Annotated in this window: 22 protein-coding genes, 1 tRNA gene and 1 pseudogene; 11 read left to right on the forward strand and 13 right to left on the reverse strand. The window is 71.5% G+C overall.

Going from position 1 to position 21,566, the window contains the following annotated elements; genetic code table 11:
• Positions 1-88 precede the first annotated feature (88 nt).
• Positions 89-622 carry a PadR family transcriptional regulator gene (locus ACSNN9_RS01440; RefSeq protein ID WP_436670806.1) on the forward strand — a complete coding sequence of 178 codons (534 nt, stop codon included), beginning with the start codon at positions 89-91 and terminating at the stop codon, positions 620-622.
• The gene (locus tag ACSNN9_RS01445; RefSeq protein ID WP_436670807.1) at positions 606-1,232 is read left to right on the forward strand and encodes a GyrI-like domain-containing protein; all 627 of its coding nucleotides are present in this window, start codon (positions 606-608) and stop codon (positions 1,230-1,232) included. Before ACSNN9_RS01440 ends, ACSNN9_RS01445 begins: the two co-directional genes overlap by 17 nt.
• Positions 1,233-1,413: 181 nt before the next feature.
• Here the strand turns inward: ACSNN9_RS01445 and rpsA are convergent, their stop codons facing one another.
• Positions 1,414-3,009 (reverse strand): 30S ribosomal protein S1, encoded by a 1,596-nt coding sequence (rpsA, locus tag ACSNN9_RS01450; protein ID WP_088999324.1) that lies wholly within the window; start codon positions 3,007-3,009, stop codon positions 1,414-1,416.
• Between the two features lie 296 nt (positions 3,010-3,305).
• On the opposite strand from rpsA, the gene ACSNN9_RS01455 reads away from it, so the two are divergent.
• From ACSNN9_RS01455 to ACSNN9_RS01480, 6 genes and pseudogenes are all read left to right on the forward strand, one after another.
• Entirely contained in the window at positions 3,306-4,109 is an 804-nt protein-coding gene (locus tag ACSNN9_RS01455; RefSeq protein ID WP_436670808.1) for a class I SAM-dependent methyltransferase, read from the forward strand.
• A 56-nt stretch (positions 4,110-4,165) separates the two neighbouring features.
• A complete protein-coding gene (locus tag ACSNN9_RS01460; RefSeq protein ID WP_436670809.1) occupies positions 4,166-4,531 on the forward strand; it encodes a Uma2 family endonuclease in 366 nt (121 codons plus the stop codon).
• A 47-nt stretch (positions 4,532-4,578) separates the two neighbouring features.
• Positions 4,579-4,800: a DUF2945 domain-containing protein gene (locus ACSNN9_RS01465; RefSeq protein WP_121400637.1), complete on the forward strand. Its 222-nt coding sequence runs from the start codon at positions 4,579-4,581 to the stop codon at positions 4,798-4,800.
• Entirely contained in the window at positions 4,787-5,137 is a 351-nt protein-coding gene (locus ACSNN9_RS01470; RefSeq protein ID WP_436670810.1) for a DUF3140 domain-containing protein, read from the forward strand. Before ACSNN9_RS01465 ends, ACSNN9_RS01470 begins: the two co-directional genes overlap by 14 nt.
• A 50-nt stretch (positions 5,138-5,187) precedes the next feature.
• Positions 5,188-5,937 (forward strand): SDR family NAD(P)-dependent oxidoreductase, encoded by a 750-nt coding sequence (locus ACSNN9_RS01475; RefSeq protein ID WP_436670811.1) that lies wholly within the window; start codon positions 5,188-5,190, stop codon positions 5,935-5,937.
• 49 nt (positions 5,938-5,986) lie between these two features.
• A pseudogene (locus ACSNN9_RS01480) lies at positions 5,987-6,301 on the forward strand (MerR family transcriptional regulator); the annotation flags it as partial.
• Between the two features lie 50 nt (positions 6,302-6,351).
• Here ACSNN9_RS01480 and polA read toward each other — a convergent pair.
• From polA to ACSNN9_RS01535, 11 genes are all read right to left on the reverse strand, one after another.
• Positions 6,352-9,051 carry a DNA polymerase I gene (gene polA, locus ACSNN9_RS01485; protein WP_436670812.1) on the reverse strand — a complete coding sequence of 900 codons (2,700 nt, stop codon included), beginning with the start codon at positions 9,049-9,051 and terminating at the stop codon, positions 6,352-6,354.
• Positions 9,052-9,061: 10 nt separating this feature from the next.
• On the reverse strand, positions 9,062-9,874 hold the full coding sequence (locus ACSNN9_RS01490) for an amino acid ABC transporter ATP-binding protein (protein ID WP_436670813.1): 813 nt from the start codon (positions 9,872-9,874) through the stop codon (positions 9,062-9,064).
• Entirely contained in the window at positions 9,871-10,851 is a 981-nt protein-coding gene (locus ACSNN9_RS01495; protein ID WP_436670814.1) for an amino acid ABC transporter permease, read from the reverse strand. The genes ACSNN9_RS01490 and ACSNN9_RS01495 overlap by 4 nt, the downstream gene beginning before the upstream one ends.
• Before the next feature lie 2 nt (positions 10,852-10,853).
• A complete protein-coding gene (locus tag ACSNN9_RS01500; protein ID WP_436670815.1) occupies positions 10,854-11,768 on the reverse strand; it encodes an ABC transporter substrate-binding protein in 915 nt (304 codons plus the stop codon).
• 33 nt (positions 11,769-11,801) lie between these two features.
• Positions 11,802-12,512: an ABC transporter ATP-binding protein gene (locus ACSNN9_RS01505; protein ID WP_393002382.1), complete on the reverse strand. Its 711-nt coding sequence runs from the start codon at positions 12,510-12,512 to the stop codon at positions 11,802-11,804.
• Complete coding sequence (locus ACSNN9_RS01510) at positions 12,502-13,347, reverse strand: ABC transporter ATP-binding protein (RefSeq protein ID WP_436670816.1); 846 nt, start codon at positions 13,345-13,347, stop codon at positions 12,502-12,504. Before ACSNN9_RS01510 ends, ACSNN9_RS01505 begins: the two co-directional genes overlap by 11 nt.
• Complete coding sequence (locus tag ACSNN9_RS01515; RefSeq protein ID WP_357868571.1) at positions 13,340-14,449, reverse strand: branched-chain amino acid ABC transporter permease; 1,110 nt, start codon at positions 14,447-14,449, stop codon at positions 13,340-13,342. Before ACSNN9_RS01515 ends, ACSNN9_RS01510 begins: the two co-directional genes overlap by 8 nt.
• Positions 14,446-15,396: a branched-chain amino acid ABC transporter permease gene (locus tag ACSNN9_RS01520; RefSeq protein WP_436670817.1), complete on the reverse strand. Its 951-nt coding sequence runs from the start codon at positions 15,394-15,396 to the stop codon at positions 14,446-14,448. The genes ACSNN9_RS01515 and ACSNN9_RS01520 overlap by 4 nt, the downstream gene beginning before the upstream one ends.
• Positions 15,397-15,503: 107 nt before the next feature.
• Positions 15,504-16,664 carry a branched-chain amino acid ABC transporter substrate-binding protein gene (locus tag ACSNN9_RS01525; protein WP_436670818.1) on the reverse strand — a complete coding sequence of 387 codons (1,161 nt, stop codon included), beginning with the start codon at positions 16,662-16,664 and terminating at the stop codon, positions 15,504-15,506.
• A 259-nt stretch (positions 16,665-16,923) separates the two neighbouring features.
• Positions 16,924-18,090 (reverse strand): hypothetical protein, encoded by a 1,167-nt coding sequence (locus ACSNN9_RS01530; RefSeq protein ID WP_436670819.1) that lies wholly within the window; start codon positions 18,088-18,090, stop codon positions 16,924-16,926.
• A gap of 71 nt (positions 18,091-18,161) precedes the next feature.
• Positions 18,162-18,782: an ANTAR domain-containing response regulator gene (locus tag ACSNN9_RS01535; protein ID WP_357868559.1), complete on the reverse strand. Its 621-nt coding sequence runs from the start codon at positions 18,780-18,782 to the stop codon at positions 18,162-18,164.
• A 95-nt stretch (positions 18,783-18,877) separates the two neighbouring features.
• Here ACSNN9_RS01535 and ACSNN9_RS01540 point away from each other — a divergent pair.
• Positions 18,878-18,961: transfer RNA gene (locus ACSNN9_RS01540), tRNA-Leu, on the forward strand.
• Between the two features lie 32 nt (positions 18,962-18,993).
• Entirely contained in the window at positions 18,994-19,743 is a 750-nt protein-coding gene (locus ACSNN9_RS01545) for a transcriptional regulator (protein ID WP_436670820.1), read from the forward strand.
• 58 nt (positions 19,744-19,801) lie between these two features.
• On the opposite strand, the gene ACSNN9_RS01550 is transcribed toward ACSNN9_RS01545, so the two are convergent.
• On the reverse strand, positions 19,802-20,980 hold the full coding sequence (locus tag ACSNN9_RS01550) for a trans-sulfuration enzyme family protein (RefSeq protein ID WP_436670821.1): 1,179 nt from the start codon (positions 20,978-20,980) through the stop codon (positions 19,802-19,804).
• Positions 20,981-21,063: 83 nt separating this feature from the next.
• Here ACSNN9_RS01550 and ACSNN9_RS01555 point away from each other — a divergent pair, with 83 nt between their 5' ends.
• Positions 21,064-21,543, forward strand: coding sequence for an Lrp/AsnC family transcriptional regulator (locus tag ACSNN9_RS01555; RefSeq protein WP_088999305.1), 480 nt, complete (start codon positions 21,064-21,066; stop codon positions 21,541-21,543).
• Positions 21,544-21,566 lie beyond the last annotated feature (23 nt).

Here is a 21,566-nt window from a genome sequence, read left to right on the forward strand (position 1 = left end):
GGCACCTCGTCCGCGCACCCGCGGTGACTTACCGAACCCCCGGCGGCGTCCTCCCGCCGGAGTCCTATCCTAGTAATAGGATATGACCGTGGAGCTGACCCCCGCCGAGCTGACCGTGCTGGGCCTGATCATCGAACGCGCCCGGCACGGCTACGACCTGGAGCAGGTGATCGAGCGGCGCGGCATCCGACAGTGGTCCGACGTCGGGTTCTCCTCCATCTACTACCTGCTCGCCAAGCTGGAGAGGCGCGGCCTCGTCCACGTGCCCGAGGCCCCCGCCGCCCCGAAGTCCCGCCGGGTGTTCCACGCCACCGCCGAGGGCCGGGACGTCGCGGCGCGCACCGCGCTGGCCCTCATCGAGGATCCGCAGCCGGCCCGGCACCCGCTTCTCGTCGGGATCGCCAACCTGCCCCTGCTCTCCGACCGGGAGTACGCACGGGCGCTGCGCACCCGGTTGGCGCGGGTCGAGGCCCGCATCGGGGCGGTCCAGATGGCGCGGCAGGCGCAGGCCCCCCTCCCGCGACCGGCGCGCGAGGTGTTCTCGTACGCACTGAGCCTCCTGGAGGCAGAAAGGCAGTGGCTCGCCACCCGAGCCCAGGTGCCGCATGACGGAGAAGACTGACTTCAAGAGGGCCGCCGACGCCTACCAGGCCAGACGAGGCGAGTTCCGGCTCGTGGACGTGCCCGACATGCGGTACCTCATGGTCGACGGCCACGGCGACCCGAACACCTCACCGGCGTTCACCGCCGCCGTCGAAGCCCTCTACCCGGTGGCGTACAGGCTGAAGTTCGCCAGCAGGCGGGACCTCGGACGCGACTACGTCGTGCCGCCCCTGGAGGGCCTGTGGTGGGCCGAGGACATGGCCTCCTTCACCACGCAACGCGACAAGTCACGGTGGGACTGGACGCTGATGATCATGGTCCCGGACTGGGTCGGCCGGGACATGTTCACCGCCGCCGTGGAGCAGGCCGGGGCCCGCAACCGCCCGTCGCGGCTCGACGACATCCGGCTGGAGACGCTGTCCGAGGGGCGGTGCGTGCAGACGCTGCACGTCGGTTCGTTCGACGACGAGGCCGGGGTGCTGGCGCGGCTGCACGGGGAGTTCGTGCCGGGCAACGGGTTGCGGATGGTGGGCAGACACCACGAGATCTACCTCAGCGACCGCCGCCGGGTCGCACCCGAGCGGCAACGCACCATCCTGAGGCAACCGGTCGCCGCCGCGGTCCCGTAGGCGCCACGGCGGCCAACCCCCACCCGCGCGCTCCTCCCCGCCGCCCCGGCCGGCGTGGCGGGCCACCCGCCACGACCGCGAGCGCCCCGGAGGGCGGGCGACGCGGGGCGGGCAACGGCGACGGGCCCCGCCCCCGGCGATCTCGCGATCGCGGGGACGGGGCCCGTCGTCGTTCAGCGGGTCACTTGCCGCCGGCGAGCTTCTCCCGCAGAGCGGCGAGCGCCTCGTCGGTGGCCAGGGTGCCGGCCGGCTCCTCGGCCTGGCGGCTCGGGGCCGCGCTGGTCGAGGTGGTGGTGCCCCCACCGGTGACGGCCGGAGCCGGGTTGGCAGCGGCCTCGGCGTCGGCGGCCCGGGAGGTCTGCACCTGCTTGGTGTGGGCCTCCCAGCGCTGACGCGCCTCGGCGTACTGGTTCTCCCAGGTCTCGCGCTGCTTGTCGTACCCCTCGAGCCACTCGCCCGTCTCCGGGTCGAAGCCCTCCGGGTAGATGTAGTTGCCCTCGGCGTCGTAGGTCGCGGCCATGCCGTAGAGGGTCGGGTCGAAGTGCTCCTCGCCCTCGACGAAGCCCTCGTTGGCCTGCTTGAGCGACAGCGAGATCCGGCGGCGCTCCAGGTCGATGTCGATGACCTTGACCATGACCTCGGAGCCGACCTGGACGACCTGCTCCGGGATCTCCACGTGGCGCTCGGCCAGCTCGGAGATGTGGACCAGGCCCTCGATGCCGTCGTCCACCCGGACGAAGGCGCCGAACGGCACCAGCTTGGTGACCTTACCCGGCACGATCTGCTGGATCGCGTGGGTGCGGGCGAACTGACGCCACGGGTCCTCCTGCGTCGCCTTCAGCGACAGCGAGACGCGCTCGCGGTCCAGGTCGACGTCCAGGACCTCGACCTCGACCTCCTGGCCCACCTCGACGACCTCGGACGGGTGGTCGATGTGCTTCCAGGACAGCTCGGAGACGTGCACCAGGCCGTCCACGCCGCCCAGGTCGACGAACGCGCCGAAGTTGACGATCGAGGACACGACGCCCTTGCGGACCTGGCCCTTCTGCAGCTTGTTGAGGAACTCGGTGCGCACCTCGGACTGCGTCTGCTCCAGCCAGGCCCGGCGGGACAGGACCACGTTGTTGCGGTTCTTGTCCAGCTCGATGATCTTGGCCTCGAGCTCGCGCCCGACGTACGGCTGCAGGTCACGCACCCGACGCATCTCGACCAGGGAGGCGGGCAGGAAGCCACGCAGCCCGATGTCGAGGATGAGGCCACCCTTGACCACCTCGATGACCGAGCCGCGGACGACGCCGTCCTCGTCCTTGATCTTCTCGATGGTGCCCCAGGCCCGCTCGTACTGCGCCCGCTTCTTGGAGAGGATCAGACGACCCTCCTTGTCCTCCTTCTGGAGGACCAGGGCCTCGATGTGGTCACCAACCGAAACGACCTCGGCCGGGTCCACGTCGTGCTTGATCGACAACTCCCGAGAGGGGATGACACCCTCGGTCTTGTAGCCGATGTCGAGCAGGACCTCGTCCCGATCGACCTTGACGACGGTGCCTTCGACAATGTCGCCGTCGTTGAAGTACTTGATGGTCTCGTCGATCGCGGCGAGGAAAGCCTCCTCGGAACCGAGATCGTCGTGGGTGACCCGGGTGGCGCTCGAGGGGGCCTCGATGCTGCTCGTCATGTGGGCGGTTGCTCCGGTCGGATGGTGTGTCACAGCAGGCTGGTGTGTCGCGGTGACCTGTTCGCGCCAGCGGATCCGTCGCCGGGCACACCGAAAGATCATCGCGTGAGATCATGGATGTGGCTCCGCCAGTGGTCCCGGAGACCGCGCACCTGCTCCCTGCCGAGGCACACGATCCGCGAGCGCATCGTCTAGCCTACCCGCTGCATTACCACAGCGTGCAAGGCCTCCCGTCCTCTCGCCGCCTCGTCAGCTGCGAAAGCGGAGATATCGGGAGAAAGGCGTCGCAGGTGTCGCGTCCGTCACAGGGGCATCAGGGTGAACGGTAGCGCCGGGCGCCACGCCCTGCACCGCGGGGGTCGCCCGGCCCGCGGGGCCGCCGGGGCTAGCGTGAGCGCGTGGATGACGACAGCCGGGTGACCCGGCGCCGGGTCGGCAACGCCGAGGCCCGCCGGGCGAACCGCCGCTGGTGGGACGCCGACGCCGACGACTACCAGGCCGAGCACGGCCGCTTCCTCGGCGACCTGGACTTCGTCTGGTGCCCGGAGGGCGTGCGGGAGGCCGACGTACGGCTGCTGGGTGAGCTGGCCGGGCGGCGGGTGCTGGAACTCGGCTGCGGGGCCGCCGCCGCCGCGCGGTGGCTCGCCACCCGGGGTGCCCGGCCGGTCGCCCTGGACCTGTCCGCCGGCATGCTGCGGCACGCCGCGCTGGCGGCCGCGCGCACCGGCGTACGCGTGCCGCTGGTGCAGGCCGACGCCCTGGCGCTGCCCTTCGCCGACGCCGCGTTCGACACGGCCTGCACGGCCTTCGGGGCGGTCCCGTTCGTGGCCGACTCGGCGGCGGTCATGCGCGAGGTGTTCCGGGTGCTGCGTCCCGGCGGCCGGTGGGTGTTCTCGGTGACCCACCCGATGCGGTGGATCTTCCTCGACGACCCCGGCGAGGGCGGGCTGACGGCCGTGCACTCGTACTTCGACCGCTCCCCCTACGTGGAGCAGGACGAGGCCGGCGACGCCACCTACGTCGAGCAGCACCGCACGCTCGGCGACCGGGTCCGCGAGCTCGTGGGTGCCGGGTTCCGCCTGGTCGACCTGGTGGAGCCGGAGTGGCCCGAGGGACACGAGGGCGTCTGGGGGCAGTGGAGCCCGCTGCGCGGCCGCCTGTTCCCCGGCACCGCCATCTTCGTCGCGGAGAAGCCCGCCTGAGCGAGCCGGACAGTCGGTGCGACGTCCGCGACGGCCGGCGGGGTTACGCTGAGCCGGTGAGCGCCGGGCCGATCGCGACACCACCTGGCCCCTGGTGTCCGGACCCGATCCGGCAGCAGCGTGCCGACTACACGCTGGAGGACCTGCTCATGCCGGACGACGTCATCCTCGCGGTCGAGGTGGTGTCGCCCGGCACCCGCCGCACCGACCGGTTCGCCAAGCCCGGCGAGTACGCCGCCGCAGGCATCCCGTTCTACTGGCGGATCGAGCAGGACCCCGTCCACCTCTACGCCTACCGCCGGGGCGATCGGCTCGGGCCGGGCGGCGAGCGACAGTACGAACTGATCGCCAACAGCGCCGAACTGATCGAGCTGGCCGAACCGTTCGAGATCAAGCTGCCGGTCGCCGACATCACGCCGTAGCCCGCGGGTCGTCGTTTCGGCCCGTCGACGCCGGGTACGCGCGTCGCATGGCCGAGCAGAGCGAGTTCCGCAGAGGCGACCACGTCTCCTGGGCCAGCCACAGCGGCCGGGCGTACGGCGTGGTCAAGGAGAAGATCACCGAACGCACGCACGTACGCGGGCACGCCGTAAACGCGTCCCCGGACGACCCCCAGTACCGGATCCGCAACGACGACTCGGGGCGCGACGTCGCGCACCGGCCGGAGGTGCTGCGCCATGAGCAGGGGTGACGAGGACCGGGACACCTACCGGGAGTTCACCGAGGCGGTGAACATGAAGCCGGCCGAGCTGTCGAAGTGGCTGGAGACCGACGAGTCGAAGCAGGTCGGCTGGCACAAGGGTGGGCGCTCCGGCGGCGGCGAGTCGGTCGGGCACGAGTCCGGCCGGAAGATCATCAACCTGCTGCGGCGCAAGCGTGCCGAGCTCTCCGAGGGCGACTACCGGCACATGCGCAAGGTCGTCGGCTACGTCCGCCGGCACATGGCGCAGCGCCCCTCCGGCGACGTCCGCGACACGAAGTGGCGCTGGTCGCTGATGAACTGGGGCCACGACCCGCTCAAGCGCTGAGCTCGCCCGCTTGACCCTGCCACTGACGTCAGGGTCCGACGATCCGCACCATGAGTCGTGCGCAGCGCAGGATCGTCGTCGTCACCGGTGCGGGTACCGGCATCGGACGGGCCACCGCCCGTGAGTTCAGCGCCCAGGGCGCGCACGTCGTCGCGGTCGGCCGACGGGACGCGCCCCTGGCGGAGACCGCCGCCGGTGCCCCCGGCATCGAGCCGCTGGTCGCCGACGTCACCGCCCCCGGCGCCGCGGAGCTGATCGTCGACACCGTCACGCGGCGGCACGGCCGCCTCGACGTCCTGGTCAACAACGCGGGCGTCGCCGGCGGCGGCCCGCTCGGCTCCCTCGCCCCCGAGACGGTCGAGCGCCAACTGGCGACGAACCTCGTCGCGCCGCTCCTGCTCGCCCAGGCGGCGGTGCCGGCGCTGACCGACAGCCGGGGCGTCGTCGTCAACGTCACCACGTCGGTCGGGTCACGCGCCTGGCCGGGCAGTTCGCTGTACGCGGCGGGCAAGGCCGCCCTGGACTCGCTGACCCGCAGCTGGGCGGTGGAGCTCGCGCCGCGCGGGATCCGGGTGGTGGCGGTCGCGCCCGGCGCCATCGACACCCCGATCGGCGCGCACCAGGGGCTCACGCCGCAGCAGCAGGCCGAGGTGCGCCGGTGGCAGCTGGAGCGGACGCCGCTGGGACGCGTCGGCCGCCCCGAGGAGGTGGCGTGGGCGATCCTGCGCCTCGCCGACCCGGCGGCCGGCTTCGTCACCGGCGTCGTGCTGCCGGTGGACGGCGGCGCCGTGATCGCGTAGACGGCGTCGGCTGCCGGCCTGGTAGAAACGGTGCCCGGAGGTGCGGACCATGCTGATCGGCGAGCTGGCGGAAGCCACCGGCACCACCCCACGCGCGCTGCGGCACTACGAGCGGCACGGACTGCTCGATTCCCGGCGGGCCCACAACGGCTACCGGGTCTACGACGCGCGGTCGGTGGCCCGGGTGCGCAACATCCGCCACCTGCTGGCCGCCGGCCTGACGCTGGACGACGTGCGGACGTTCCTGCCCTGCCTGGACGGGGACGTCACCGCCGCCCCGCCCGCGCCGGCCGGCGTCCGGGTCGGGCTGGACCGGCTCGCGGTGCTCGACGCCCGCATCGCCGCACAGATCGAGATCCGCGACCGGCTGGCGGCGGCCCTGCGCGCGCCGTCAGCGGGGCGGGACGACGCCGGTCAGTGGTCGGCGCTGTTCCAGTCGCGTCCCTCGCCCACCGAGACCTCCAGCGGCACCGAGAGCGGGTGCGCCGCCCCCATCTCCCGCCGCACCAGCGCCTCCAGGGTCTCCCGTTCGCCCGGGGCGACCTCGAAGACCAACTCGTCGTGCACCTGGAGCAGCATCCGCGAGCGCAGGCCCGCCTCGCGCAGCGCCGTGTCGACGTGCAGCATGGCGACCTTGATGATGTCGGCCGCCGAGCCCTGGATGGGGGCGTTGAGCGCCATCCGCTCGGCCATCTCCCGGCGCTGCCGGTTGTCGCTGACCAGGTCGGGCAGGTAGCGGCGGCGGCCCAGGATGGTGGAGGTGTAGCCGTCGTGCCGGGCGCGGGCGACGACTTCCTGGAGGTAGTCGCGCACCCCGCCGAACCCGGCGAAGTAGTTCTCCATCAGCCCGCGCGCCTCCTCGGCGGTGATCCCGAGCTGCTGGGAGAGGCCGAACGCGCTCAGCCCGTACGCCAGGCCGTAGTTCATCGCCTTGATCTTGCGCCGCTGGTCGGCGGTGACCTCGTCGACCGGCACCCCGAAGACCGACGAGGCGGTGGCGGCGTGGAAGTCGGCGCCGGAGTTGAACGCCTCGATGAGCGCGTCGTCCGACGACAGGTGCGCCATGATCCGCATCTCGATCTGGCTGTAGTCGGCGGTGAGCAGGCACTCGTAGCCCTCCCCCACCACGAAGGCGCGACGGATCCGTCGCCCCTCCTCGGTGCGGATCGGGATGTTCTGCAGGTTGGGCTCGGTCGAGGAGAGCCGGCCGGTGGCGGCCACCGTCTGGTTGAAGGTGGTGTGGATGCGGCCGTCGTCGGAGACCGACTTGAGCAGCCCGTCGACGGTCGTCTTGAGCTTCGCCACGTCCCGGTGGCGCAGCAGGTGGGCCAGCACCGGGTGCGGGTTCTGCGCGTGGAGCCACTGGAGGGCGTCGGCGTCGGTGGTGTAGCCGGTCTTGATCTTCTTGGTCTTGGGCAGGCCCAGCTCGCCGAAGAGGATCTCCTGCAACTGCTTCGGCGAGCCGAGGTTGAACTCCCGGCCGACCGCCTCGTACGCCCCCTGGGCGGCGGCCTTCACCTCGGCGGCGAAGTGCGCCTCCAGCTCGGAGAGGTAGTGCGTGTCGGCGGCGATGCCGGTGCGCTCCATGCCGGCGAGCACCCGCATCAGCGGCAGCTCCACCCCGGCCATCAGCCGCGCCGACTGTTCGCCGTCGCGGGACAGCTCGGCGTCGATCGCGTCGGCCAGGTCGAGGGTGGCGCGGGCCTGGAGCATGAGGTTCTGCTCCGCCTCGCCGTCGTTGCCGAGCCCCTCCAGGGTGAGCTGGCCGGTCTCCGGGGCGTCGACCCGCAGCTCGCGGTGCAGGTAGCGCAGGGCCAGGTCGGTGAGGTCGTAGGAGCGCTGGTCGGGGCGGGCCAGGTAGGCGGCGATCTGGGTGTCGCGGAGGATGCCCTCCAGGCTCCAGCCGTGCGCGGCGAACGCCAGCACCGCCGGCTTGCTGTCGTGCAGCACCTTGGGCCGCCCGGCGTCGGCCAGCCAGGCCGCCAGGGCCGCCTCGTCGGTCGGCTCCAGGGTGGCGGGATCGCACCAGGCCGCCGCGCCGCCGGCGGTGGCCAGCGCCAGCCCGGTCACCGAGGCGGTGTGCCGGCGGTTGGGGCCCGTGTCGAGCTTCGCCGCCACGCCCACCGGGGTGTCGGCCGGCGCGTGCGTCTCCAGCCATCCGGCGAGCGCCCCGGGCTCGGTGAGCACCTCGCCGGTCAGGTCGAACCCGGACTCGGCCTCCGGCTCCACCGCCTCCAGGTACTGGTAGAGCCGGTCGCGCAGGATGCGGAACTCGAGGGTGTCGAAGACCTGGTGGACGGCCTCGCGGTCCCAGCCCTCCCAGCGCGCGTCCTCGGGACGCAGCGGCAGTTCCAGGTCGGAGACGAGACAGTTGATCTCGTAGTTGCGGATCACGTCGGCGAGCCGCTCGCGCAGGCTGTCGCCGGCCTTGCCCTTGATCTCGTCGGCCCGCGCGACGACCCCGTCGACCCCGCCGTACGTGGTGATCCACTTCGCGGCGGTCTTCGGGCCGACACCGGGCACGCCGGGCAGGTTGTCGCTGGTCTCGCCGACCAGGGCGGCCAGGTCGCGGTAGCGCTCCGGGGGGACGCCGTACTTCGCCTCGATCGCCGCCGGGTCCATCCGGGCCAGGTCGGAGACGCCCTTGCGCGGGTAGAGCACCGTGATCCGGTCGCCGACGAGCTGGAACGCGTCGCGGTCGCCGCTGCTGATCAGGACCGACATGCCCTGGTCGCGGGCCTGGCAGGCGAGGGTGGCGATGATGTCGTCGGCCTCGAAGCCCTCCTTCTCCACCACCGGGATGCGCAGCGCCGCGAGGACCTCCTTGACCAGGCTCACCTGGCCCTTGAAGTCGGTCGGGGTCTCGCTGCGGCCGGCCTTGTACTCCGCGTACTTCTCCGTGCGGAAGGAGCGGCGGGAGACGTCGAAGGCGACCACGATGTGCGTCGGCTGCTCGTCGCGCAGCACGTTGATCAGCATGGACGTGAAGCCGTAGACCGCGTTGGTCGGCTGCCCCGTCGTGGTGGAGAAGTTCTCCACCGGCAGGGCGAAGAACGCCCGGTATGCCATGGAATGTCCGTCGACGAGAAGCAGGCGCGGCGTCGTAGCTGTCACGGCAGCGACTCTAGCCGCCCGATCCGACACTCCGGGACACCGGCACGGGCGCGACCGCGACGGACGTCACCCGGCACGGTACGCCGGACTCGACCACGACGCCGCCGTCCATGAAGACCAGCGAGTCGCCGACCTCGCGGGCGAAGCCGATCTCGTGGGTGACCACGATCATCGTCATGCCGTCGCGCGCCAGGTCCTTCATCACGTCGAGCACCTCGCCGACCAGCTCCGGGTCGAGGGCGCTGGTGGGCTCGTCGAAGAGCATCAGCTTCGGCTGCATCGCCAGCGCCCGGGCGATCGCCACCCGCTGCTGCTGGCCGCCGGAGAGCTGGCCCGGGTAGTTGCCGAGCTTGTCGCCCAGCCCCACCCGCTCCAGCAGCGCGGCGGCCCGGTCCCGGGCGGCGGCCTTGGACTCCCGGCCCAGCAGCACCGGCGCCTCGGCGACGTTCTGCAGGGCGGTCATGTGCGGGAAGAGGTTGAACCGCTGGAACACCATGCCGATCGCCCGGCGCTGGGCGGCGACCTCGGACTCCCGCATCTCGTGCAGCTTCCCGCCGCGCTCGCGGTAGCCGATCAGGTCGCCGTCGACCCAGATCCGGCCGGCGTTGATCTTCTCGAGGTGGTTGATGCAGCGCAGGAACGTCGACTTGCCGGAGCCGGAGGGGCCCAGCAGGCAGCAGACCTCCCCGCTGCGGACCTCCAGGTCGATGCCCTTGAGCACCTCGATCGGCCCGAACGACTTGTGCACCTGCTCGGCCCGGACCATCGGCCCGGACTCCACCGCCGGCCCGCCGGCCTGCGCCGGCACCGTCAGCCCGGTCATGCGCCGTCCACCTTCCCCGTCGTGCCGCCGCTCTCCGCCGCGAGGCCCCGCAGCTTGGTCCTCGCCCGCCCGGTGCGCCCGACGCCCTTGGAGAAGTGCCGCTCCAGGTAGTACTGCCCGACCAGCAGCACGCTGGTCAGCAGCAGATACCAGATGGTCGCCGCGACCAGCATCGGGAAGACCTGGAAGGTCCGGCTACCGACGGCCCTGAGCTGGAAGAACAGCTCGGTGGAGACCGGTACGAAGGCCACCAGCGAGGTGTCCTTCAGCATCGCGATGGTCTCGTTGCCGGTCGGCGGGACGATCACCCGCATGGCCTGCGGCAGCACGATGCGGCGCAGGATCTGCCCGCGCCGCATGCCCAGCGCCTGGGCGGCCTCGGTCTGCCCCTCGTCCACCGACTGGATGCCGGCCCGGACGATCTCCGCCATGTAGGCGGCCTCGGAGAGGCCCAGCGCCAGCATGCCGGCGACGAAGCCGGTCAGGATCTCCACGGCGGAGAAGCCGAACAGCCGCGCCTCGAAGTCGTCGACCCCGAAGAGGGCGCCGATCTGCCGGTCGAAGGGCAGCCCGAACTCGATGCGCGCCCACAGGATGCCGAGGTTGCCGAAGAGGATCGCCAGCACCAGCCGGGGCACCGCCCGGAAGAACCAGGTGTACGCCCAGGCGACGCCGCGCAGGATCGGGTTCTCCGACAGCCGCATGATGGCGAGGACGACGCCCAGCCCGATGCCGATCAGCATGGAGGTCAGGAGCAGCGCGATGCTTCCGCGCACCCCCTCGATGATCGGCGGCCGGAACATCTCGTCGACCATGAACGACCAGTTGAACGCCTTGTTCGTCACCAGCAGGTGGACGAACATGGCCACCAGCACCCCGATCACGGCGACGGCGACCCACCGCCCGGGATGCCGCACGGGCACGGCGCGGATGGGTTCCGGCCGTGCCCGTTCGGGTGTGTCAGTCTCGACCGGCATGGTCAGCTGGTCGGGTTCAGCGCCGGGGTCGTGATGGCGCCGCCCTCGACGCCCCACTTCTTCAGCGCGGTCTCGTACGTGCCGTCGGCGATGACCGCCGCGACGGCCTCCTTCAGCACCTCGGCGAACGCGGCCTGGTCCTTCTTCACCGCGTAGCCGTACGGGGCCGACTCGTAGATGTCGCCGAGCAGCTCCAGCTGGCCGTTGCTCTGCTTCACCGCGTACGCGCCGACCGGGGAGTCCGCCAGCATGGCGTCGTCCTTGCCGCTGACCACCGCGGCGGTGGCGTCGCTCTGCGCCTGGTACTGGTCGATCGTGATCGCCGGCTTGCCGGCGTCGGTGCACTTCTTCGACCGGGCGGTGATGTCGTCGAGCTGCACGGTGCCGACCTGCACGGCGATCTTCTTGCCGCAGGCGTTCTCGCTGTCGACCTTGGCCGGGTTGCCGGCCTTGGTCGCCCACTGGGTGCCGGCGGAGAAGTAGCTGACCATGTTGACGGTCTTCATCCGCTCGGCGTTGATGGTGAACGAGGAGACGCCGACCTCGTACTTGCCCGAGTCCACGCCGGGCAGGATCGAGTCGAACGGGGCCGACTCGTACTCGGCCTTGAGGCCGAGCTTCTGCGCGACGGCGTTGAACAGCTCGATGTCGAAGCCGACGACCGTCTTTCCGTCGGCGTCGAGGAACTCCGCCGGGGCGTACGTCGAGTCGGTGCCGACCTTGAGCACGCCGTCGGCCTTGACGGCGTCGGGCACCTTCGCGGCCAGCGCCGAGTCGGCGGCGGCGGTGACGGTGGGGCCGGCGCCGGGCTGCTCGGTGCTGCTTTCCTTCTCGCCGCAGCCGGCCAGTGAGATGGCCAGCAGCGCGGCGCCGGTGACGCCGAGAACGGCCCGGCGGCCACCACTGATGAGGAACATGGGGTACTCCTTGCGATGAGGGGTGACGGCCGGTCAGGCCACGCCGAGGTAGGCCTCTTTGACCGCCGGGTCGTGCAGCAGCTCGGCGCCGGTGCCGCTCTTGACGATCCGGCCGGTCTCCAGCACGTACGCCCGGTGGGCCCGGGCCAGCGCCTGCTGGGCGTTCTGCTCGACCAGCAGGACGGTGGTGCCCTGCTGGTTGATCTCGACGATGATGTCGAAGATCTGCTGGATCAGCATCGGTGCCAGACCCATGGAGGGCTCGTCGAGCAGCAGCAGCTTCGGCCGGCTCATCAGTGCCCGCCCGACGGCCAGCATCTGCTGCTCGCCGCCGGAGAGGGTGCCGCCCTGCTGCTTGCGCCGCTCGGCCAGGCGCGGGAAGAGCCCCAGCACCCGGTCGAGGTCCTGGGCGATGCCGGCGCGGTCGCGCCGGGTGTACGCGCCCATGTCCAGGTTCTCCAGCACCGTCATGCCCGGGAAGATCCCGCGGCCCTCGGGGGCCTGGCACAGCCCTCGCCGGACCCGCAGGTCCGCCCGGAGCTTGGTGATGTCCTCACCGTCGAACCGGATGCTGCCGCTGGCGACCGGCCGGATCCCGGAGATCGCCCGCATCGTGGTCGACTTGCCGGCGCCGTTGGCGCCGATCAGGGCGACGATCTCGCCCTCGTCCACCGTCAGGCTGATGCCGTGCAGCGCCTGGATCCGCCCGTAGAGCAGGCTCACATCGTCGATCTCAAGCAGCATCGTCCGGCACCCCCAGGTACGCCGCGATCACCTTCGGGTTCTCCCGCACCTCGGCGGGCAGCCCCTCGGCGATCTTCTTTCCGAACTCCAGCACCACGATCCGGTCGGTGACCCCCATGACCAGGCGCATGTCGTGCTCGATGAGCAGCACGGTCACGCCGGTGTCCCGGATCTGCCGGATGAGCTGGAGCAGTTCCTCCTTCTCCGCCGGGTTGAAGCCGGCGGCCGGCTCGTCCAGGCAGAGCAGCACCGGGTCGGTGGCCAGCGCACGGGCGATCTCCAGCCGCCGCTGCTCGCCGTAGGAGAGGTTGCGGGCGAACTCGTGCATCCGCTTGCGGATGCCGACGAACTCCAGCAGGCGCTCGGCCTTCTCCCGGCTCGCGCGCTCCTCCTTCCAGTACCGCGGCAGGCGGAACAGCGCGGAGATGACGCTCGTCTTGTTGTGCGCGTCCGCGCCCACCAGGACGTTCTCCAGCGCCGTCATCTCCGGGAAGAGGCGGATGTTCTGGAACGTCCGCGCCATGCCCATCTTGGTGATCTGGTGCCGCTTCTTGCCGCTGATCCGCTGGCCGCGGAACCGGATCTGCCCCTCGGTGGGCTGGTAGATGCCGGTCATGGCGTTGAAGCAGGTGGTCTTGCCGGCGCCGTTCGGGCCGATCAGACCGAGGATCTCGCCCTTGTAGAGGGTGAAGTCCACCTCGTTCAACGCGACCACGCCGCCGAAGCGCAGCGTGACCTTGTCGACCTCCAGCAGCGGCTCCCGGGTGGAAACCGCCTCCACGGCCGGCGCGCCGGCCTGCGCCGGGACGACCGGCGTCTGCTCGGTGTCACTCACCGACGGTCACCTCCTTGCGGCGATCCTTGAACTCCGCCGCACGTCGTCGGTTGGGGATCAGACCCTCCGGCCGGAAGATCATCATGACCACCAGCACCAGGCCGAAGAACAGGAACCGGTACTCGTACAGCTCGACGCCGAACAGCTCGATGCCGCGGAACCGCTCGATCATGTACGCCACCAGGCCACCGCCGACGATCGCGCCGACGATGTTGCCGGAGCCACCGAAGATGACCGCGGCCAGGATGATGATCGAGTTCAGCAGCTCGAAGTTCTGCGAGTTGACGAAGTTCTGCTTGCCCGCGAACAACGCGCCGGCCAGGCCGGCGATCGCGGCGCCCGCGGCGAACGCCCAGAGCTTGAACTTGAACGTCGGCACGCCCATGAGCTGCGCGGCGTCCTCGTCCTCGCGGATGGAGATCCAGGCCCGCCCGACCCGGCTGTGGGTCAGGTTCCGCACGCCGATCACCACCAGGATGATCACCGTGAGCACCAGCCAGTAGTACGGCCGGGCGTCGAGCACGCCGAAGACCGGCTTGCCGTCGGCGTACTGGCCCGGGGGGTGCGGGATCTGGTTGAAGCCCCGCTGGCCCTTGAGGAACTCCGAGCTGACCGCGCCGATGCGGATCATCTCGGCGAAGCCGAGCGTCACCAGCGCCAGGTAGTCGCCCCGCAGCCGCAGGGTCGGCGTACCGAGCATCACGCCGGAGAGCATCGTCAGGGCGATCGCCACCGGCACCGCCAGCAGCCACGGCCACAGCGTCTTGATGTCGCTGCTCGGCGAGGTCAGCACCGCCACGGTGTACGCGCCGACGGCGAAGAAGCCGAAGTAGCCGAGGTCGAGCAGGCCGGCGAAGCCGACCACGATGTTCAGGCCGACGGCCAGCAGCACGTAGATCGAGACGGTGAACATCACCTGGGTGAAGTTCGCACCGGGGGTCGGGATCGGCCCGAGGTACTGGTAGAACTCCTTGTTCGGCAGCGCGTAGAAGAACACGATCACCGCGGCCAGCAGCGCCCAGCGCACCCAGCGCGGCGCGCCGCGCCACCGTTCGCCGGCCGCCTCGCGGCCGGTGCGCACCTTTTCCAAGACGGTCGTCATGCCCGCGCCCTCCCCAGCGACTCACCCAGCAGACCGGTCGGCCGGAACATCAGCAGCACCACCAGCAGCGCGAACGCGGCGAAGTCCTTCCACTCGCTGCCGAAGAGGCCGGAGGCGTAGTTCTCCACCACGCCCAGCAGCAGGCCGCCGAGCAGCGCGCCGCGCAGGTTGCCGATGCCGCCGAGCACCGCGGCGGTGAACGCCTTGAGGCCGAGCAGGAAGCCGACGCTGTAGGTGAGGGTCTGGATCCGTACGTCGTAGAGCAGGCCGGCGACGCCGGCCATCGCGCCACCGGCGATGAAGACCATCAGGATGATCCGGTCCTTGTTCACGCCCATCAGCGCGGCGGTGTTGGCGTCCTGGGCCACCGCCCGGATGCCGCGACCGACCCGACTGCGGTTGATGAACAGGTCCAGCGCGATCATCATCACCAACGCGGCGCCGAGGGTGAGCAGCTGCACCGCGTCGATCGGCACGCCGAAGACGTGGAACAGCGGGTCCTGGCTGACCAGGATGGGGGCGCCCTCCGGGCGGCGCCGGGTCCAGATGCCGAACGCCTCCGAGATGGCGATGGACGCGCCGATCGCCGTGATCAGGAAGGCCAGCGGCGGCGCGTTGCGCTTACGCAACGGCCGGTACGCCACCCGCTCGATCACCGTCGCGGTGCCCGCCGAGGCGATCGCCGCGACGATCATGGCCACCAGCAGGTAGAACAGGATCGACCCGATCCCGCTGACCTGCGAGTTCTGGTCGAGCCCGAAGCCGTTCCAGGTCCAGATCGCCGCGAACGCGCCGGCGATGAAGACCTCGGAGTGGGCGAAGTTGATGAGTCTCAGCACGCCGTAGACCAGCGTGTAGCCGAGCGCGACCAGGGCGTAGATCGCACCCTGCGTCAGGCCGGTCGTCGTGTATGTCCCGAAGTTGGAGAACAGGTCGTCGAAGTTCAATGAAGGGACACTCCATCAGGGTCTGGAGAGAAAAATGGGGTGCGGCCGGGAGCGAGCTCCCGGCCGCACCCGCGATCACCGATCAATCGCTGTAGCAGCGACCGGCGTCAGGACTTCGGGATCTCCTGGTCCGGGACGACCTTGCCGCCGACGACCTTGAAGGCCCAGACCTTCACCTGCGCCGGGTCGAGCTCGCCGCCCTCGACGAACTTGTAGCTCGCCGCGACGCCCTCGCCGCTGTAGCCCTTCACGAACTCCAGCAGGCCCGCACGGGTGGTCTTGCCCGCCTTGATGCCGGCGAGCAGGATGTTCGCCGCGTCGTAGGCCGTGTCGCTGTAGGTGCCCGGGTCGGAGCCGTTGAGCGCCTTGTACTCCTGGACGAAGGTGCCGCGCGCCTCGGCGGCCGGCTGGCACGGGCAGGTGAGGATGGTGCCCTCGGCCGCCGCCGCACCCGCGGAGGTGATGTACGCGGCGTCGTTCACGCCGTCACCGGCGATCAGCGGAGCGGTGATCCCGGCAGCGGTGAGCTGCTTGCGGATCAGGCCGGCCTCCTGGTAGTAGCCGCCGTAGAAGATCGCCTTGACGTTGGCGGCCTTGACCTTGGTGACCACGGCGGAGAACTCGACCTGCTTGCCCTCGCCCTGGACCTTGTCCGAGCCGACGACCGCCGGGCCGAGCAGCTTCTTGACCTCGTCGGCCAGGCCCGCGCCGTACGCGGACTGGTCGTCGATGACGTAGACCTTGTCGGCCTTCAGCACGTTCTTGATGTAGTTGCCGGCCGCCGGGCCCTGGCTGAAGTCGTTGCCGACCGCGCGGAAGAACGTCTTCCAGCCCTGCTCCGCCAGGCTGGGGCGGGTCGCGGAGGGGGTGATGGTCACCAGACCGGCCTCGTTGAAGAGCGGACCAGCGGCCTCCGACTCACCGGAGTAGGCCGGGCCGACGATGCCGAGGATCTTCTCGTCGTCGATGGCCTTCTGCGCCAGCTGCGGCGCCTGGTCCGGGCTGCCCTGCGAGTCCAGGGGAACCAGCTCGACCTTGCAGTCGGCGTTCTCCTTGTTGTACTTGTCGACGGCCAGCTTGACGCCGTTGTTCTCGTTGATGCCGAGCGCCGCCGAGCTGCCGGTCAGCGCGCCGAAGAACGCGATCTTGTTGCCACAGGCGTCGCCACCGGACGCCGTGTCGTCGCTACCGCTGGAGCATGCGGTGCCGCCGGCGACGAGCGCCAGCATGGCGACCCCACCGATAACGCGCGCGAGCTTCTGCCTCAAGGCCCGAACCCTCCTCCGTCCCATGGTCCGAACCACCCGCTGCCGATTGGCCCTTGCGGGGGCGGACGAACCAGACCGTCGTCGCCGGTCTGGGGCCGGACGCTATCCCACCTTTCAGCTGTGACGAAAGCCCCAGGGGAGGGGGTTGACCGAACCGTTACACGGCGTGGCGGATTCGAAACGATCGCTGTAAGAACCGTCGGTCACGAAAGTCCTTCGCCTTCGTTTCTTCGGTAACGGGTCGAACCTCGTCGACCCCCTACCGATCGACCGTCGGCAACCCGACTGACCAGGCACGGGACGTCGTCCCGTCGTCGGCAAGCAACAACAGTCGATCACTGTGCGAGGCCACCGCCACGGCGGTGTTCCCACCATCCGGCACCGCGGCCGGCATGGCCACCGTCCGCCACGAGTCCCCCGCATCGACGGAGAGCCACAGTCCGCGGCCCCCGCCGTCCCCCGTCACCGCGACCAGTTCCCGCCCGGCCGGCACCAGCGCGCCGACCGAGGACACCCCCGGACCGGCGGCGCCGAAACCGCCGACCCGACGCCACTCGCCGCCCGTCAGACGCCAGGCCGCGAACCCGTCGCGCACCGGGCCGACCGTCACCACCGCACCGTCGACCGACGCCACCCGCTGGGCCTGGCCGCGGCCGTCCGGCACCGGCAGCGCCACCCGCCGCCAGGCCCGCCCGTCTGCCGAACTCCAGGCCAGGGGCGCCTGCGCCGTCGCGCCGGGCGGCAGCACCGCCCCGACCACCCACCACCCCGACGACACGGCCACCGCGTCGTACGCGACCGTCCGGCCACGCCCGTCACCGGCGAGCTCCGGCGCACCCTCCCGGATCGTGAACCGCTCGCCGTCCGGCGACGTCCAGACCGCCGCCCCGTCGACCCGCGCCCCCGCGATCAGCCAGCCGGCCGGGCCCGCCGCCAGCCGCGCCACGCTCACCGCACGCGGGCCGGCGTACAGCTCGAAGGGCGCCGCCGCCTCCCGCAGCTCCCCGCCCGGCGACTGCGACCAGGTGCCCGTACGCGGGTTGCCGTGCGCGCCGCCGTTCTTCGCGCCGAGCGCCGCCAGCCGGCCGTCGTGGCACGCGGCCGCGTAGAGCACGTGCTGGCGGCCGTAGTGGCTCGACGGCGACAGCGGCAGCGCCGTCCACGACACGCCGTCGGTGCTGCCCCAGGCCGCCGGCCGGGTCTCCCCCGCCGCGTCGGCCACGCCGCCGACGACGTACCACCGGCCGGCGCAGGCCACGGCGTCGCGCAGCAGCGGCCGGCCGGGGACGCCCGGCGGCGCCGGCAGGGCCAGCGGCTGCCACTGCGGGCGCACGGGCTCGTCGGCGGGCTCCGCCGGGGCCCGGTCGCAGCCCGCCAGCAGCACCACGAGGACACCGAGCACCGCCACCAGCCGCCGGGTCCACATGGATCAGATGCTATCGATCAACCGCTGCGGCGAGGAGCCCCCGGAGCCCTCTCCGGCGTGTCGCGGCCCCGTCAGGAGGCGGGCTGGGCGACCTCGCCGCCGGCGGTCTCGGCGAGGATCCGCTCGGCGACCTCCTTCATGGTCATCCGGTGGTCCATCGCCGTGCGCTGGATCCACTTGAAGGCCTGCGGCTCGGTCATCCCGTAGGTCGTCATCAGCGCGCCCTTGGCGCGCTCGACCGTCTTGCGGATCTCCAGCCGATCGGTCAGCCCCGCGACCTCCGCCTCCAGGGCGGCGACCTCCGAGTAGCGCGACAGCGCGATCTCCACCGCCGGCACCAGGTCGCTCTTCTGGAAGGGCTTCACGAGGTACGCCATCGCGCCGGCCGCCCGGGCCCGCTCCACCAGGTCACGCTGGCTGAACGCGGTCAGGATGATCACCGGGGCGATCCGGGCGCCCGCGATCCGCTCGGCGGCGGCCAGCCCGTCCATGATCGGCATCTTGATGTCGAGGATGACCAGGTCCGGCTTGAGCTCCTCGGCGAGCCGGACGGCGGTCTCCCCGTCACCGGCCTCCCCAACGACCTCGTACCCCTCCTCGACGAGCATCTCGGCGAGGTCCAGCCGGATGAGCGCCTCGTCCTCGGCGATCAGAACGCGCCTGCGCTCGACGTCCGTCTGCGTCTCGGCCACGAGCCACTCCCACCATCGTTCCCGGCACGGCTACCACCCATGCTCCCGTATGAGCCTAGTCGGGTACAGTGGGCCCGACCCCGCGCAGGGGTTAAGCCGGGATGGAGGAATCGGCAGACTCGGATGCCTCAAAAGCATCTGCCCGAGAGGGCGTGCGGGTTCAAGTCCCGCTCCCGGCACTTCTGTCATACGTCTGTTCGACAATTTCCGGGTGCACCCACCCGAGATGCGGGCCCGAGCCCGCGCGCTCCGCGCTCGCGGCAGCAACATCCGGTCGGTAGCCCGGGACCTGTCCCTGCCCTACAGCACCGTCTGGCACTGGCGCGAGGACCGACCCGAGCCGGTCATGGTCGGCACCGCCGCTCGCTGCTTCCGCTGCTTTCCCGATGTCGGCAATCCGACCGACCCGACGGCCTATCCCTACCTGCTGGGCCTCTATCTCGGGGACGGCCACCTGGTCACCACCGACCGCGTTCCCGTCCTGCGCGTTCACTGCGCCGACGCATGGCCTGATCTCATCGACGCCTGCGACGTCGCGATGAAGGCGGTGCTCGCCAACCAGGTCCAGCGGATCCAGCAGCAGGGCTGCGTGGCGGTGCAGAGCACCGGCAAGCACTGGCCGTGCCTGTTCCCGCAGCACTGGCCCGGCAAGAAGCACGAGCGACCGATCGTCCTCACCGACTGGCAGCGGGAGATCGTCACCGCGCACCCCGGCGACTTCCTTCGCGGCCTGTTCCACTCCGACGGCTGCCGGGTGAGCAACCGGGTGACGATGCGCGGCCGCCAGTACGTCTACCCGCGCTACATGTTCGTCAACGAGTCCACCGACATCATGGGCCTCTGCCAGTGGGCGTTGGACCTGCTCGGCATCGCCTGGCGGATGAACCGCCGCGACTCCCTCTCCGTGGCCCGCCGGGAGGCCGTCGCCGCCCTCGACCGCCACGTCGGCCCGAAGTCCTGACCCGACGGCCGAGGGCCAGTCGACCGTCGGCCGGAAGTTCTGACCGGAGGGCCGAGGATCAGCCGAGCTCGGCGAGGGCCCGGGCCAGGTCCGCGCGCAGGTCCTCCGCGTCCTCCAGGCCCACCGAGATGCGCAGCAGACCCCCGCAGGGCCTGGCCTCCCCCTCGACGGGCCGGTGGGTCAGCGAGGCCGGGTGCTGGATGAGGGTGTCCACGCCGCCCAGCGACACCGCGTGGGTGATCAGCCGGCAGGCGTTCGCGACGGCGGCCGCGGCGGGCGCGCCGCCGCGTACCTCGAAGGCGAGGAGGCTGCCGGGGCCGCTCATCTGCCGTCCGACGAGCCCGGCGGGGTCGTGCAGCGACGGGTGGTGCGCCCGCGCGACGGCGGGGTGGCTGGCGAGCCAGGCGGCGAGCTTCTCGGCGCCGGCCTGCTGGGCGCGGACCCGCACCGGCAGGGTCTGCAGGCCGCGGTGCAGCAGGTACGCGCCGAGGGGGTGCAGGACCGCGCCGGTGAGCGCGCGGACCTGGCGCAGCCGGGCGGCCCAGTCGCCGTCGCAGGCGACCACGCCGGCGAGGACGTCGCCGTGTCCGCCGATGCTCTTGGTGGCGCTGTGCAGCACGAGCGCGGCGCCGTGCCGGGTGGGTTGCTGGAGTACGGGGGTGGCGACGGTGTTGTCGACGAGCAGCGGCACGTCGCCTGCGGCCCGGGCGAGGGCGGCGATGTCGACCAGGTCGAGGGTGGGGTTGGCCGGGGTCTCGACGATCACCAGGGCGGTGTCGGGGCGGACGGCGGCGGCGACCTCGCCCGCGCGGGCCCAGGTGACGGTGGTGCCGAGCAGGCCGGTGGCGAGCACGTGGTCGGTGCCCCCGTAGAGGGGCCGGACGGCGACGAGGTGCCGCTTCCCGTCCCGGGTGGCGGCGAGCAGGGTGGCGGTGAGGGCGGCCATGCCGCTGGCGAAGGCGACGGCGTCGGTGGTGCCTTCGAGGTCGGCGAGGGCGGTCTCGAAGCGGGCCACGGTGGGGTTCCACAGGCGCTGGTAGACGGCGCTGCCGCCGGCGGGCAGGGTGCCTCCGGTGGCGAGGGCCTCGTACGCGTCGCCGCCGGCGTCGACCGACGGCAGCGGGTTGGTGGTGGAGAAGTCGATGGGCGGCACGTGGACGCCGAGGGCGGCGAGGTCGTCGCGGCCGGCGTGCACGGCTCTGGTGTCCACGGTCGTCATGCCCGAAGGATCGAACATAGCGTCAGTCGCGGGCAATAGTTCCGAACATGATTCGGTAATTGCCCTTGGAGGGGCGGCAGGATTCGATGGATGATGTCTCCATGCCCCTTGCGACGAATGATGTGCGGCGGTTCGCCGACCTGGACGACACAGACCGGGCGATCCTGTCGGAGCTGGCCGCCGACGGCCGGCTGCCGAACAACGCCCTCGCCGAGCGGGTCGGGGTGGCCCCCTCCACGTGCCTGACCCGCACCCGTGCCCTACGGGAGCGCGGGGCGATCCGCGGGTTCCACGCGGAGGTGGATCCGGCGGCGGTCGGGCTGCCGTTGCAGGCGCTGGTGTCGGTGCGGTTGACCGCGCACGAGCGGGCGGCGGTGGACGCGTTCCGGGCCCGGTCGGTGCGGCTGCCGGGGGTGGTGGCGGTGTTCCACGTGGCGGGCGCGGAGGACTACGTGCTGCACGTGCGGGCGGCCTCGGCGGACGCGCTGCGGGACTTCGTGCTGGACCACCTGGCCGTGGACCCGGCGGTGCTGCACACCCAGACGAGCCTGATCTTCGAGCAGGCGCGCGGCATGGGTTGAGCCCCCGGGGGCGGGCGCGGCGG

The organism is Micromonospora sp. URMC 107 (assembly GCF_051386315.1).
In the GTDB taxonomy this organism is placed as follows: domain Bacteria; phylum Actinomycetota; class Actinomycetes; order Mycobacteriales; family Micromonosporaceae; genus Micromonospora.

Coding starts and splice junctions, on each gene's coding strand:
- ACSNN9_RS01555 (WP_088999305.1), top strand. CDS start 21,064: ATGCCCCTTGCGACGAATGATGTGCGGCGGTTCGCCGACCTGGACGAC.
- ACSNN9_RS01465 (WP_121400637.1), top strand. CDS start 4,579: ATGGCCGAGCAGAGCGAGTTCCGCAGAGGCGACCACGTCTCCTGGGCC.
- ACSNN9_RS01470 (WP_436670810.1), top strand. CDS start 4,787: ATGAGCAGGGGTGACGAGGACCGGGACACCTACCGGGAGTTCACCGAG.
- ACSNN9_RS01505 (WP_393002382.1), bottom strand. CDS start 12,512: ATGCTGCTTGAGATCGACGATGTGAGCCTGCTCTACGGGCGGATCCAG.
- ACSNN9_RS01515 (WP_357868571.1), bottom strand. CDS start 14,449: ATGACGACCGTCTTGGAAAAGGTGCGCACCGGCCGCGAGGCGGCCGGC.
- ACSNN9_RS01490 (WP_436670813.1), bottom strand. CDS start 9,874: ATGACCGGGCTGACGGTGCCGGCGCAGGCCGGCGGGCCGGCGGTGGAG.
- rpsA (WP_088999324.1), bottom strand. CDS start 3,009: ATGATCTTTCGGTGTGCCCGGCGACGGATCCGCTGGCGCGAACAGGTC.
- ACSNN9_RS01445 (WP_436670807.1), top strand. CDS start 606: ATGACGGAGAAGACTGACTTCAAGAGGGCCGCCGACGCCTACCAGGCC.
- ACSNN9_RS01530 (WP_436670819.1), bottom strand. CDS start 18,090: ATGTGGACCCGGCGGCTGGTGGCGGTGCTCGGTGTCCTCGTGGTGCTG.
- ACSNN9_RS01495 (WP_436670814.1), bottom strand. CDS start 10,851: ATGCCGGTCGAGACTGACACACCCGAACGGGCACGGCCGGAACCCATC.
- ACSNN9_RS01500 (WP_436670815.1), bottom strand. CDS start 11,768: ATGTTCCTCATCAGTGGTGGCCGCCGGGCCGTTCTCGGCGTCACCGGC.
- ACSNN9_RS01475 (WP_436670811.1), top strand. CDS start 5,188: ATGAGTCGTGCGCAGCGCAGGATCGTCGTCGTCACCGGTGCGGGTACC.
- ACSNN9_RS01550 (WP_436670821.1), bottom strand. CDS start 20,980: ATGTTCGATCCTTCGGGCATGACGACCGTGGACACCAGAGCCGTGCAC.